Source organism: Roseovarius sp. 217 (assembly GCF_000152845.1).
In the GTDB taxonomy this organism is placed as follows: domain Bacteria; phylum Pseudomonadota; class Alphaproteobacteria; order Rhodobacterales; family Rhodobacteraceae; genus Roseovarius.
In genome coordinates this window covers 159,481-171,501 of sequence record NZ_CH902586.1, presented here as the reverse complement: position 1 = coordinate 171,501, position 12,021 = coordinate 159,481, and the positions used below count along the sequence as shown (strand labels likewise).

12 protein-coding genes are annotated in these 12,021 nt (G+C 62.9%); 2 read left to right on the top strand and 10 right to left on the bottom strand.

What is annotated here, in order from left to right; genetic code table 11:
- Positions 1-17 precede the first annotated feature (17 nt).
- The 3 genes from ROS217_RS21930 to ROS217_RS21920 are packed head-to-tail and all read right to left on the bottom strand — an operon-like array spanning position 18 to position 3,172.
- A complete protein-coding gene (locus ROS217_RS21930; RefSeq protein WP_009820038.1) occupies positions 18-1,568 on the bottom strand; it encodes a DHA2 family efflux MFS transporter permease subunit in 1,551 nt (516 codons plus the stop codon).
- Positions 1,555-2,715, bottom strand: coding sequence for an HlyD family secretion protein (locus tag ROS217_RS21925; protein WP_009820037.1), 1,161 nt, complete (start codon positions 2,713-2,715; stop codon positions 1,555-1,557). Before ROS217_RS21925 ends, ROS217_RS21930 begins: the two co-directional genes overlap by 14 nt.
- Positions 2,708-3,172 carry a MarR family transcriptional regulator gene (locus ROS217_RS21920; protein ID WP_009820036.1) on the bottom strand — a complete coding sequence of 155 codons (465 nt, stop codon included), beginning with the start codon at positions 3,170-3,172 and terminating at the stop codon, positions 2,708-2,710. Before ROS217_RS21920 ends, ROS217_RS21925 begins: the two co-directional genes overlap by 8 nt.
- A gap of 96 nt (positions 3,173-3,268) precedes the next feature.
- On the opposite strand from ROS217_RS21920, the gene ROS217_RS21915 reads away from it, so the two are divergent.
- Entirely contained in the window at positions 3,269-3,736 is a 468-nt protein-coding gene (locus ROS217_RS21915) for a universal stress protein (protein WP_009820035.1), read from the top strand.
- A gap of 147 nt (positions 3,737-3,883) precedes the next feature.
- Here ROS217_RS21915 and ROS217_RS21910 read toward each other — a convergent pair whose 3' ends face one another.
- The 7 genes from ROS217_RS21910 to ROS217_RS21885 form a co-directional block, all read right to left on the bottom strand.
- Entirely contained in the window at positions 3,884-4,966 is a 1,083-nt protein-coding gene (locus ROS217_RS21910) for an alpha/beta hydrolase (protein WP_050766493.1), read from the bottom strand.
- A 4-nt stretch (positions 4,967-4,970) separates the two neighbouring features.
- Positions 4,971-6,083 carry an ABC transporter permease gene (locus tag ROS217_RS21905; protein WP_009820033.1) on the bottom strand — a complete coding sequence of 371 codons (1,113 nt, stop codon included), beginning with the start codon at positions 6,081-6,083 and terminating at the stop codon, positions 4,971-4,973.
- Positions 6,084-6,086: 3 nt separating this feature from the next.
- Positions 6,087-8,828: a ribosome-associated ATPase/putative transporter RbbA gene (rbbA, locus tag ROS217_RS21900; RefSeq protein WP_009820032.1), complete on the bottom strand. Its 2,742-nt coding sequence runs from the start codon at positions 8,826-8,828 to the stop codon at positions 6,087-6,089.
- Positions 8,825-9,802, bottom strand: coding sequence for an HlyD family secretion protein (locus tag ROS217_RS21895; RefSeq protein ID WP_009820031.1), 978 nt, complete (start codon positions 9,800-9,802; stop codon positions 8,825-8,827). Before ROS217_RS21895 ends, rbbA begins: the two co-directional genes overlap by 4 nt.
- Before the next feature lie 200 nt (positions 9,803-10,002).
- On the bottom strand, positions 10,003-10,491 hold the full coding sequence (locus tag ROS217_RS21890; RefSeq protein WP_036050122.1) for a luciferase domain-containing protein: 489 nt from the start codon (positions 10,489-10,491) through the stop codon (positions 10,003-10,005).
- A complete protein-coding gene (locus ROS217_RS24235) occupies positions 10,485-10,622 on the bottom strand; it encodes a hypothetical protein (RefSeq protein WP_009820029.1) in 138 nt (45 codons plus the stop codon). The genes ROS217_RS21890 and ROS217_RS24235 overlap by 7 nt, the downstream gene beginning before the upstream one ends.
- 79 nt (positions 10,623-10,701) lie before the next feature.
- Positions 10,702-11,466 (bottom strand): DODA-type extradiol aromatic ring-opening family dioxygenase, encoded by a 765-nt coding sequence (locus tag ROS217_RS21885; protein WP_254656517.1) that lies wholly within the window; start codon positions 11,464-11,466, stop codon positions 10,702-10,704.
- 126 nt (positions 11,467-11,592) lie between these two features.
- Between ROS217_RS21885 and ROS217_RS21880 the strand changes: the two genes are divergently transcribed.
- Entirely contained in the window at positions 11,593-11,964 is a 372-nt protein-coding gene (locus ROS217_RS21880) for a winged helix-turn-helix transcriptional regulator (RefSeq protein ID WP_254656516.1), read from the top strand.
- Positions 11,965-12,021: the final 57 nt, after the last annotated feature.

Sequence of the window (12,021 nt, the reverse complement as noted above, 5' to 3'; positions counted from 1 at the left end):
GCTGCTTCAGCCCCCTGTCATGCGGCCGGCGAAGGGGCATGCCACATAAACCAGGTCGGGACCAGCGCGAGCAGGAATATACCGCATACGACAAGGAAACTGTCGTGGAAGGCCGCGTTCGAGGACTGGATCACCACGACCTGGCCCAGGAACGATGCCGCGGCGGGCATGATCTGAGTGTCCGGCAGCCCCGAGCTGTGCATGAGGCCGGCGACCTCGCGCAAGAATTCCATTGTCGCGGCGTTGTCGCTGGTCTGGGTTGCGGCAAAAGCATCCGCGTGCATGATCGTGCGCCGCTCGATGAACACGGTCAGAAGGTTCACCCCGAAGGCGCCGCCAAGTTGACGGATGAAATTCGAAGCCCCCGAACCTTGGCCGATAAGGTGCGGCGGCAGCACCTTGAGCGCTCCTGACGAGATAGCGGGAAACACCAGACCCAGCCCCACACGCGAGAGGACCGTCCACCAGGCCAGGGCCCAGAAGGCCGTATGGACATTTGCTTCAGCCATCAGCCACGAGGACCAGGCAAAGACCAACATGCCGCTGCCGATCAGGACCGGTGGGGGCACCTTGTCGGACAATCTCCCCGCGATGGGAAAGACCACCAGCATGGCAAAGCCAGATGGCATGAGAAGCAGGCCGGCCTGGGTGGGCGTCATACCCTGAATTTGCTGCACGAAGACCGGAAGCAGGTAGGTCGAGCCGAACAGTCCCGCCCCCATGATGAAGGCAACAACCGACGCCGAGGAAAAGGCAAAATTCGCGAAAAGCCGCATGTCGAGCATCGGCCTGTCGGTATGCATCTCCCAAGTAATGAAGGCGATGGCCGAAGCACCGGAAATCGTGAAACCCGACAGGATGATGTTCGTATCCCATCCAAGCCGCTGCGCGTTGGATAGCGTGCTGAGCAGGACGGCGAGAAAGATTGACAGGATCGCCACCCCGACAAAGTCGAAGGCCGGGATCGGACCGCTTTCTTCGCGGGTCGGCAGGAACAGGTTCGCGAGCAGGATCGCCAGGCCGGCGAAGGGCAGGCCCAGATAGAAGACGAACCGCCAGTCGAAGGCATCCATCAGCACGCCGCCGATCCAGGGGCCCAGTGCCGGGGCCAGCACGACGCCGACGCCATAGATCCCCATGGCGGCGCCGCGCTTGTCTGGCGGAAACACCTTGAACAGCATGATCATGGCCAGCGGCTGGACGATGCCCGCGGCAGCCCCCTGTACCACGCGCGCCAGTGTCAGGACGGTTTCGTTCGGTGCGAGGCCGCCCAGGACAGAACCGGCAAGGAATACGCCCATCGCGGTGATCATGGTCAGCCGCATCCCGAAGGCGCGGTTGGCCCAATCGGCCAGCAGCATCGTCGCGGTCATGGCTGCCAGAAAGCCGGTCGAGATCCATTGCGCCTGCACCGCGCTGATGCCGAAGGCGCCCATGACCGCCGGGATGGCGACGTTCACGATCGTCGTGGACAACACGACCGAGATGGTGGCGACCATGATGCTGCCCGTCGCCAACCACTTGTAGGCGGGACCGTAACGTTCGAAATACCGGTCAATCTGCGACATCGACATAAACCTCGACCATCATGCCGGGCCTGAGCATGCTGCCGTCGGTGTCGATCACCACCCGGATCGGCAGGCGTTGGGTCACCTTGGTGAAATTGCCCGAAGGGTTGGGGCTGGGCAGAAGCGCAAGCTCGCTGGTCGCGGCCCCGCCCATTCCGATCACCTTGCCTTCAAAGGTCCGGCCGGGAAAGGCGTCGACGGTTATGCTTGCCCGCGACCCGACATGAATCCTGCCGAACTCGGTCTCCTTGACATTGGCGTCGATCCAGACATCATCGGGCGCGTGATACATCGCTATGCGTGTCCCCGGTGTCACATATTCACCAACATCGACAAAGGTCGCGTCAACGATGCCGTCGAACCGCGCAGTTACCTGGCGATGCGAGAGGTCGATCTCCTTTATTCTGCGGTCGGCCTCGGTGCCGGATCGTTCGGCGAGAAGGGATGCAATCTGGGACTCCAGCACATTCAACTGCTCTGCATCGGCCTCGACGATAGCCAGACTGGCCCGTGCGCTTTCGATCGCCGCGAAAGCCGCGCGCTCCTGTTGGGCAGCGGTGTCCAGCGCCGCCCGGGCCTCGTCGAGGGCTTGCTGCGACGTGATATTCTGCTCGGCAAGCTTGATCGCCCTCTGATGACGGGTCCGGGCGTTCGTCAGCACGGCAAGCGATGCCTCATGGTTTGCCTCTGCGGCGGCGATACCCGCCAGTGCCGCGTCCCGCCGCGCCGAAAGCTGCTTGTCGAGCAACACCTTGCGCGCCTGAAGCTCGGAAAGCTGCGCGTCGGTTGCGGCAAGTTTCGAAAGGACGGCATCAAGCTGCGTCTGCGAGGATTCGCGGTTAATTGCGGCGATCAGATCGTCTTTCTTGACAAAGTCCCCCAGCAGCACCGGAATCGCCGTGACCCTTCCGGCAACCTCGCTTGATACGGTGACGACCCTGGCCGCGATCCTGGCATCGTTGATGTGCACCGTCGTGAATCGTGCGATCGCCCAAGGTGCGGCCAGCCAGACGGCAACGGCTATCACGGCGCCGATCACGGTCAGTCTGGCCCATCTTATGCGGCTGCGCCTGGGCGGGGAATGCCGCAACGGTTCGTTCACCGAAGCCTCGTCTGAAATGGCCGCGCCCGTCTTTATTTCATCCATTCTGACCATCGCTCAAGACCTCCAATCTGGCCGTGATGCGGCTCAGGACTTGAGTTGCAATACGCAAGTCCTGATGGGAAATTCCTTCAAGAATTGCTGCTCGGCTGGCCGCCGAAATCTCTTTCATCCTGATGATGAGAGGACACGCAGCCTTTGTCAGGTGCAGCGTCTTGGCTCGCCTGTCTTCAGCGGAGGGCCGACGTTGGATCAGCCCCGCCTTCTCAAGTCCGTCCAGCAGGCGGACCAGCGTCGCCGCCTCGATCCCCAGGGTGCGCGCCAGTTCGACCTGCGTCACCTCTTCATTCCGCGACAGCTCCAACAATACGCTCCATCTTGCCTGGGACAGGTCGAGTTCTCGAAACTGGAGGTCAAGATACCTCCTCCATATGCGCGACGACGACGCCAGGGAGAGTGCGAAAAGCTCCTGGATCTCGGTCTTGTCAGGGTCGACCTGCATCGTTCTTTTCTTTCATCAGCTTGCAAATAGTTGCATAGCTAATTAATATGGATACAGCGATATTTCAAGCGCCATTCCGACACCGGAGATATAGAGATGTATGACAAGATCCTGCTGTGCTACGATGGCTCACGCGAGGGCCGGCTGGCGCTGCGCGAGGGGGCGCGGCTTGCGCAGATCACGGGAGCAGGGGTGGTCCTGCTGGCTGTGGTCGAGACAGTCGCGGGCAATGCGCTGGCGCAGGGCGCGGATACCAGCGTGCTTGCCCACCAGCAGGCCGATTTCAAGACGATCCTTGACGAGGGCCATCAAAGACTTGCCGCCATGGGGCTGGCACCCGAGATCCGCATGGATGTCGGCGATCCCGTCACGAAAATCACAGATGTCGCGGTCGAATCCGGGGCAGATCTGGTCGTCGTCGGGCATCACCAGCAAAGCCTCTGGACCCGCTGGATGAGCCGGTCAGTGGCTGCCGGACTGAGCGACGCACTGGGATGCAGCCTGCTTCTGGCGCAAAAGGTCGTCAAGGAGTCTGAGCTTTCCGCAAAGGCTGAGAAGAAGTAGCCAAAGGCGGGTACGCCGCGCCCGCCTTGCATTATCCCATGAATTTGCGCAAACGCCGCAACGCCAAAATGAACGGCGGCACGGTATTACCGATCGCCGTTCATGCCGGAACGCAGCAACCGGCAATGACGATTCAGTCGGCCAGGATCAGTTGGCCAGGACGGTTCCGATGCCTCGGAGCGCATTGCCAGCCTGGTTGAAAACGAAGACACCCGCGCGCCGAAAACCTGCGAAGGGATTGTGGGTCGAAATACTCTTCTGCGAGGAAATCAGATCAACATAACGGGTGTGTGTGTCTTCCCCGGCAGGCAAGGCGGTGATGTCCACGATCCGAATCCCGGTGTCAACGGCCAGTTTCTGCACGTTGGGATCGCGCACGTCCAACTGCCCAAGCCGTGTGCGGCCGGCAGCCAACCGCGCCGAAAGCCTCAACGCCCGATCATCAGACGCGGTCAGCACCGTTATCGGGTGGCGCAGTTTTCCAACCGTCGCGATCTGGTTGCGGAACAGGTCGATATCTATATCCGGCGCGGCAAGGATGACCTCGACCCGATCAAGAACATCGCCGCGTCCGGTCAGTTTCAACTGCCGCAGCGCCTCCATCGTAAGCCGCCCGCCCATGGAGTGGCTAAGCACTATCACCGGGTCGTTCCGACTGCGTCCGGCAGTCAGGTCGGACAACAGCGCGACAAAGGCATCGCGTGAATAATCCGCCCCGTCGCGGTCTGCCAGATAGGCGGCGACCTGCCCTTCGGACGGCCATGAGAACAGGACCGGAGTTCCGTCCAGTTGGGCATCCGTCGCCAGTTGGGCCAGCCGATAAAGCGCCTCCTGGTAGCTGGTGTTGTACCCGTGAACATAAAGGCCAATCTGGCCGCGCCCCACCTGCGAAAGGAAGCTGGCGCGCCCCATCCGTTGCTGCTGGCGGGTGATGAAATCGGTTGCCGGGTCTGACTTGCCGAAACTGCTTGGCCATTCGATCTGCCCTGTTTTATGCGCGGGCGGGATCGAGATGTCGAAGGCGCCGTATTGCACCGTGCCCGAGCGATTGGCCCCATACGCCCAGGGGGCGTCCGGATAGGTCGCGCGGGTCGTCACGCTGTGAACCCGCACGACGCGCGCACCCGCAGGTTCCGCCACGATCTGCGGTCGCAACAGGTCGGGCGCGGGCCGCGCTGAACAGGCCGAGAGCAGCATGATCCACATCAGAGAAAATATGACAGCCCGCATCGGATTATCCCAGGAATTTGCGGAAACGCCGCAACGCCAAAGTGAACATCACCGACCCGATCAGCATCAGTGCCACAAGCTGCGGCCAGACCACCGACAGCCCGGCCCCACGGAACAACACCCCCTGTGCCAGCGCGATGAAATGCGTGTTGGGGGCCGCGAGCATGATGTATTGCACGGCTTGGGGCATCGACTCGCGCGGGGTGACGCCGCCCGACAGGATATCGAGCGGCAACAGCACCAGCAAAAGCAGCATGGCAAACTGCGGCATAGAGCCTGCGATGGTGGCCAGCAGGATCCCCATCGAGGTCGTCGCGAAGAGGTGCAACGCCGCGCCCACAAGATAGAGCGCAACCGATCCCCCGATCGGGATACCCATCCCCGCCTGAACCACCAGAGTGAGCGAAAGCGCCGTCGCCACCAGCACCACGCTGCCCATGCTGAGCACCTTGCTCGTCATGATCTCGGCGGTGGTCACGGGCATGACCAGCAGATGCTCCAGCGTGCCGTGGTCGCGCTCGCGGATCAAGGCGGCACCCGAAAGGATGATGGACAGCATGGTCACCGTACTGATGACCGAGGTCACCGCCCCGAACCAGGCCGGGTCGAGCGAGGGGTTGAAACGGGCTCGAACGGCCAGATCAACCGGCATCCCGGCCGGGGCGGCATCGCGCGCCAGCCATCCGGCAATCTCCTGATTGACAATGGCGCTGATACTGCCCGCCCCGGTAAAGGCCTGGCTGACCCGCGTCGCATCGACATTGAGCTGCAACTCGGGCCGGTGCCCGACCAGCAGGTCGCGCTGGAACTCGGGCGGGATCACCAGCGAAAAGGTGTCGATCCCGGCATCCATCCGCGCATCCATTTGCGCGATGTCGATCTGGGCGGGCGTCATGAAATACGGCGGCAGGAAGGCATCGGCCACGCGCCGCGACAGCGGCGAGGCGTCTTCGTCCACGATCCCGATCGTGGCGCGGTTGAGCGATTCGGGGATGGCGGTCGCGCTGACATAGACGTCGAGCGTGAAGGCATAGGCGACCAGCACCATCAGAAGCGGATCGCGCAACAGCCCGCGAATTTCCTTCAGCGACAGTTGCAGAACATGCGAAAGCCGCATCGGTTATTTCTCCTGTTTGCGCACGAAGATGGCACCCAGCACCACCACCACCGGCACAAGCGCCAGCATCGGCAGGAAAGACCCGCCCAGATCATCGAACCCCAGTGCCTTAGAAAAGGCTCCGCGCGAGATGGTGACGAAATGACTGGTGGGATAGATTTCACCGATCATCCGACCCAGGCCGTCCATTGACGCAACCGGATCGATGATGCCGCCATATTGCATCGCCGGGATAAGCGTCGCCATGAAGGTGAAGAACAGGGCCGTGACCTGGCTTTGGGTGAAGGCGGAAATAAGCAGGCCCAGCCCGGTGGCCAGCACGACATAGATCAGCGCCCCGAGCGAAAGCGCGAGCAGGCTGCCCTTGACCGGCACCCCGAAGACCACCACCGCCAGCGCCAGCAGCAAAAGGTAATTCATGAAACCCAGAACGACATAGGGCACCTGTTTGCCCAGCAGGAATTCCAGCCGCCGCGCCGGGGTGACATAAAGATTGACGATCGAGCCGGTCTCCTTTTCGCGTGCCACGGACAGGACAGCCAGCGTGGCGGGGATCAACATCAGCAACAGCGGGATCATCGCGGGCACCATGGCCGCCAGACTCTCGACATCGGGGTTGTAGCGGTAGCGCACCTCAAGCGTGAAGTTTCCCGCCCCCGCTTGATCGCCAAAGGCCTGGCGGATCTGCTCGGTCAGCCAGTGGGCGTGCATCCCCTGGATATACCCGCGCACCGTATCGGCGCGCATCGGCATGGCCCCGTCGAACCACGCGCCAATGGCGACGGGGCGGCCGCGTTCAAGATCGGCGGCGAACCCCGGCGGAAATTCCAGCGCCAGGCTGATTTCACCCGCCCGCATCCGGTAGTCCAGATCGGCATGATCGACAAGCGGCGGTTCCTCGTCAAAGTAACGCGACCCGGCCAGGTCGTTGACATAGGATTGGCTAAGGATGCTCTGATCGAAATCGAGCACCGCAAATTTGAGGTTTTCGACATCCATGGACACACCATAGCCCAGCACGATCATCAGAATCACGCTGCCGAGGCTGGCAAGCGTCAGGCGGATCGGATCGCGGCGCAACTCCAGCGACTCGCGCCATGAAAAGCTCAGCAGCCGCGCCAGGCTGAATCCCCCGCGCCGCCGCCGGCCGGAAGTGGCAGGCCCGGCGGAAAGCCCTTCTTTCGTCTCGGGCGCGGGCGGGCTGTCCTGATCCTGCGCGCGTTTCAGATGGTGGACAAAGGCATCATCCAGCGTCTCTGTGCCCGCCTCCTCGCGGATCGCCTCGGGCGTGTCGCTGACAAGCACGCGGCCCTGGTGCATCAGCGAAATCCTGTCGCAGCGCGTGGCCTCGGCCATGTAATGGGTGGAGATGAAGATCGTCACGCCATCGTTTCGGGACAGATCTATCAGCGATTGCCAGAAGATATCGCGCGCCACAGGGTCCACCCCCGATGTCGGCTCGTCTAGGATCAGGATTTCGGGGCGATGGATCAGCGCGACCGCCAGCGACAGGCGCTGACGAATACCCAGCGGCAGGCGCATCGGCAGGCTGTCGAGCACGTCTTCAAGATCGAACCGCTCAGCGAGTTCCGCGATCCGCGGCACGATCTCTGCGGATGTCATGTCGAAAAGCTGCCCGTGCAGATCAAGGTTCTGCCGCACCGTCAGCTCGGAATAAAGCGAGAAGGATTGCGTCATGTAGCCGATGCGCTTGCGGGTGGCCATGTCATGGGCATCGACCTTGCGACCGTAAATCTTCGTGGTGCCGTCACTCGGATCCAGCAGCCCGGTCAGCGCCTTCATGGTGGTGGTCTTGCCGCACCCGTTGGAGCCCAGAAAGCCGAAGATCTCGCCCCGCTTGATGCGAAAGCTCACCTGGTCCACAGCTGTGAAATCGCCAAACCGCACGGTAAGGTTCTCGGCCTCGATGACGTTTTCCCCGTCGGACGCCGGATCGCGCGGCGGGATGCTCAGGTCTTTGTGGCGGCTGCGGTTTTCCTCGGGCAGAAGTGCGATGAAGGCCGCATCCAGATCAGCGGCACCGGTGCGTTCCAGGATTTCGGCCGTGCTGCCGGTCGCCAGAACCTTGCCCGCGTCCATCGCCACCAGGTGATCGAAGCGCGCGGCCTCTTCCATATAGGCGCTCGACACCAGCAGGCTCATATGTGGGCGATCAGCGCGGATTCGGTCGATCAGGGCCCAGAATTCGCGCCGCGACAGCGGATCGACGCCGGTGGTCGGCTCATCAAGAACCAGAAGGTCGGGGTCGTGGATCAGCGCGCAGCACAGGCCCAGCTTCTGCTTCATCCCGCCCGAAAGCTTGGCCGCCGCGCGGTCGGCAAACGGGGCGAGACCGGTCGCCTTGAGCAGTTCGTCGATCCGCTGCGCGCGTTCCTGCGCGCCCTCGCCAAAAAGGCGCCCGAAAAAATCGACATTTTCGCGGACCGAAAGCGTCGGGTAAAGGTTCCGCCCCAGCCCCTGCGGCATATAGGCGATGCGCGGGGCGATGCGCGCGCGATGCCCGGCGCGGGCCATGTCGCCCCCCAGCACCTCGAGCCGCCCTTTCTGCATCCGCCGCGCCCCGACGATCAGCGCCAGAAGGCTCGACTTTCCCACGCCGTCCGGCCCGATGACGCCGACGGAACGGCCTGACGGCAGGTCGATCGAAACATCGTCCACGGCCCGGGTCTTGCCATAGCGGAGCGAGAGCCCCTCGGCACGCACCGCAGGCATGGAATCGGTCATTCCAGCACCTGCCCCTGCGCCTCAGCCGGCCAGGGCGCGGTCGGGTCAAGCCGCACCCAGGCGACGCCGGGAAGCCCGGTCTTGACCTGATCGAGGTGCTTTTCCAGCAGCTCCGGCGCGATCCTGGCCCGCACCCTGAACATCAGCTTCTCGCGCTCGATTTCCGTCTCGACCGTCTTGGGCGTGAACTGCGCCACGTCCGACACGAAGGAAACGTGCGCGGGGATGACGATGCCGGGTGCCGCATCCAGCAGCAGACGCACCTCGGTTCCCAGCCCGATACGCCCCGCATCCGCCGTCGGAAGGAAAAACGTCATGTAAACGTCGTTGAGGTCCACCATGTTGACAACGCGCCCGCCGGCACCCACGACTTCGCCCGCACGCGCGACGATATATTGCACCCGTCCGGCACGCGGCGCTTTCAATGTGCTGTCCTCAATCTGCACGTCGATTGCCTCGATCGTCGCCCGGGCCGCGGTCACCGAAGCTTCGGCCCCAATGACCGAGGCTTTCGCCGAAGAGACCCCGGCCCGCGCCGCCGCAAGCGACGCCTCTGCCGAGGCAACCGCCGCCGCGGCGCCAAAGGCATTGGCCCGATCGATCTCGAACTGCCGTTCGGATGTGATGCTGTTCTGCGTCAGAGACTCGGAGCGCTCATACTGGCGCCGCGCGACATCCTCCTCCGCGCGGCGCTGTTCCAGAACGGCCTCGGCCGCGCGCACTTCGGCCGCGCGCTGTTCGACAAGCAGCGTAGCGTTTTCCACGGAGATTTCGGCGCGGCGCAGTTCTGCCACCATCTGGTTGCGATTGGCCTGCAATTGCCGCGTGTCGAGCTCGGCCAGCAGCGCGCCCGCCGCGACGAGTTCCCCTTCGTTCACAAGCACGGTGTCAATCCGCCCGGGCAGCTTGGCCGCAACGTCGATTTCGACCGCTTCGATCCGCCCGTTGCCGCGCGCGAATCCTTCCGCGTCCATATCGGAGCGGGTGCTTTGCCAGAGCAAAAAGCCGGATACGGCGACAGCGATGACGATCGCGGCTATGATAACGGGGCTGGGTTTTGCCACTGTATACTCGCTTGCTGTGATGATTCGGGCGTCCTTATTGTTCTTGCGACGCGCTTAAACCCTAGATCATCCGCATAGGGCTTCACAACCGGATTGAACGGCGCATCCCGTCACAGAACGACGTTGTCCACCCGTCCGAGCCGACCACTGGCAAAGTCATAGGACAGGCCCAGAAGGCCGAGAACGGTTTCGATTTCTGCTGCGTTTCTGGGCGCATAGACCATGACAGCGGTTGGCGGGATCATGCCCGCCGCGGCCATCGGATGCGGTTCTGCCCAGCCCAGATCAATGATTTTCGGCACTGCGTCCTCGGGCAGCATCATGTGCAGGCTGCCGTCCTGCGGTGGATGGACATGGGCGAATTCCCTGCCGACCATGAACGCCTCACGGCAACCGCATCCGCGCCCGTGTTCGAGGCAGAGCGCCTCTGCGCCCGGCACCGAGATCATCGAGGGCTGGCGGATGACAAAGGGAAAATCAAAGGCCCGTTCCCTGAACGCCCGAACCGTTGCGGCATCCGGGTTCTGGGAAATCTGGGTATGCGGGGCACAAGGCGTGGTCGCAGGCCTAGGCCCCTCGCGCGGCGGTATCTTCAGCACGGTATCGCCTCCGGCAGGTCGTGTTCCTTCATCGCCTTTACCAGGGCGGCGCGCATGGTCGGGACATGGGGAATTTCCCTGCCGGCGATCTTGGCAGGGCTGACCGGCTTGGGTCCGGTGATGTCGGGCATTTTTCGTGGTGCTCCTTTCGTGTCTTTTCAACTCAACCGAACCGAAAGGCGCTTTCGACAGCGCCCATAACGGGGTCTTCTAGCGTCTTGCGCCCAATGTCCGCGCTGCTGCGCCCGCCACAACGTGCAGCGGGATCAGGTGCTCTTCGCGCGGATGGGCCTCGCGGCCGCCCGGGGCATCGGACCAGCGCGCAAGCCTGCGGTTGCGTTCCTCGGGATCGGGGCAGGTCACGGCCTCGGTCAGCCAGGCATCGAACGCGCCGCCAACGATGTCGTCTCGCGCCCCGCCACGCAGGCTCTGCATCAGCACGGACATGTTGTGATAGGTGTTGCCGCTGCCGAGGATCAGCACGCCCTCGTCGCGCAGGGGGGCCAGGGCACGGCCAAGCGCAATGTGGCGCGCGGGGTCGAGATCGCTGGCAACCGAAAGCTGGACACAGCGAATGTCGGCATCGGGAAAGGCGACCTTGAGCGGCACGAAAACGCCGTGGTCAAACCCGCGCGTGGCATCCTTCGCAGCGGCAAGCCCGGCGGCGCGGATCAGCTCATGCACGCGCTCGGCCAGCGCCGGATCGCCGGGGGCGGGCCAGGTCAATTCATAGGTATGGGGTGGAAAACCGCCATAATCGAACAGAAGCGGCGGGGCGGGGTTGGTCTGGACGGTAAAGGCGGGTTCCTCCCAGTGGCCAGAGATCACCAGAAGCGCGCGGGGACGTTCGGGCAATGTGGAAGGCAGATCCTCCAGGAATTTCCGGTGCCGGTCCCATTCATCGAGCGGGCTCCAGTCCATGAAGAAGCACGGGCCGCCGCCATGGGGAATGAACATCGTGGGCATACGGGGCATATCGCATCATCCTCACCGGTCAGGCCATTCGAGACCTTGCCTTTCGTTGTATGGATAAGGAGTAGTTGAGTAATGTCGTTATTTAAAGTAGGGACGAAAAAGTAACTATAAAATCGAGCCGATCCCATGCCCAGAACGCCGCCACAATGCCCGATGGATTCGATCCTGCGTCTGCTCATGGGACCGTGGACAACCCACATCATCTGGGTGCTGAGCGATCAGGGGCCACAAAGATTTGGGGTGCTGAAACGCGCCGTGCCGGGAATATCGACCCGAATGCTGACCGAGCGTTTGCGGATGCTACAGCGCGCCGGGGTCGTCTGGCGCGAACAGGCCGAGACGATCCCGCCCGCAGTCACCTATGGCCTGACGCCGCGCGGCAACGACCTGCGCGGCGTTCTCGACGCAATGGGCGAGATCGCGGAACGATGGAAGACCGAGGGGGTATTTGAAGATGATGACTTGGGCGGGGCCGCTTCACCAAACTCGCGTGTGTGAGTTAGGCTGCGCCACCCGGCTTTTGCCTGTGAGCGCGGTCAGACACGTTGCGCCGTG